2 protein-coding genes are annotated in these 1130 nt (G+C 62.6%); both read left to right on the top strand.

Features of this window, described 5'->3' with window-relative positions; genetic code table 11:
• On the top strand, positions 1-545 hold a 545-nt coding region (locus ACR0EL_RS21750; RefSeq protein ID WP_480502255.1), incomplete at its 5' end, for a glycine cleavage T C-terminal barrel domain-containing protein.
• 17 nt (positions 546-562) lie between these two features.
• A complete protein-coding gene (gcvH, locus tag ACR0EL_RS21745) occupies positions 563-928 on the top strand; it encodes a glycine cleavage system protein GcvH (protein WP_170393732.1) in 366 nt (121 codons plus the stop codon).
• Positions 929-1130: the final 202 nt, after the last annotated feature.

The raw sequence follows: 1130 nt of genomic DNA, 5'->3' as shown, positions 1-1130 counted from the left end.
GGCTGGGCTACACCGGTGAGGATGGCTATGAGATCTCGATCCCCGAGGACAAGGCCATCGAGATCAGCAAGGCCTTTCTGGCGCATGAGGATTGCGAAGCGGCCGGTCTGGGCGCGCGCGACAGCCTGCGGCTGGAGGCAGGTCTGTGCCTTTATGGCAATGACATCGACCAGAGCACCTCGCCGATCGAGGCCTCGCTGGCTTGGGCGATCCAGAAACGCCGCAAGGAAGAGGGCGGCTTTCCGGGGGCGGACCGCGTGCAAAAGGAACTGGCCGAAGGTCCCGCCAAAAAGCTGGTGGGCATCAAGCCCGAAGGCCGTGCGCCAGCGCGTCAGGGCGTGGAAGTGCAGTGCCTTGAGGGCAACAGCATCGGTCAGATCACCTCGGGCGTGTTTGGCCCCACGGTGGGTGGACCGGTGGCGATGGGCTATGTGAGCAAAGGCCATGGCGAGCCGGGCGAGAAGGTGAACCTGATCATCCGGGGCAAGCCGCAACCGGCTGAGATCGTGGCGCTGCCCTTCGTCAAACAGAATTACAAGCGTTGAAGTCAGGAGAGAGAGACATGGCAACCTATTATTCCGAAGAGCATGAATGGCTGAGCGTTGACGGCGACACCGCCACGCTGGGCATCACCAAACACGCCGCCGAGCAGTTGGGTGACGTGGTGTTCGTGGAACAGCAGGAAGCAGGCGACGAGTTCGAAAAAGGCGGCGAGATCGGCGTGATTGAATCCGTCAAGGCGGCGTCCGAGCTTTACGCACCGGTCGACGGCGAGATCACCGAGGTGAACGAGGCACTGGCCGACAATCCCGGCGCGCTGAACGAAGACCCCGAAGGCGAGGCCTGGATCTACAAGATCAAGATCGCGGACGCCTCGCAGCTCGAAGACCTGATGGACGAGGCCGGCTACAAGGCCTTCATCGGTTAACTCAGGCGGCGGGTCCGTGCGCGGCCCCGCCCCTTCATCTGTTTCCAAATACTTCCGCCGGAGGCTCCTGCCGTCTCCGCCGGGCCTGACCTATCCTTGAGGAGCGCACACATGGCCTTCAAACTGACCGATTACGAAGCCTATGACTTCGCCAACCGCCGCCATATCGGGCCCAGCCCGACCGAGATGCGCGACATGCTCA

Source organism: Ruegeria sp. AH12 (assembly GCF_056541465.1).
Note: the sequence above shows the minus strand (reverse complement) of the source record. Positions and strands in the feature narration are given on the sequence as shown.

Bases quoted from the DNA above. Each gene is read 5' to 3' on its own strand.
- gcvH (WP_170393732.1), top strand. From the start codon at position 563: ATGGCAACCTATTATTCCGAAGAGCATGAATGGCTGAGCGTTGACGGC.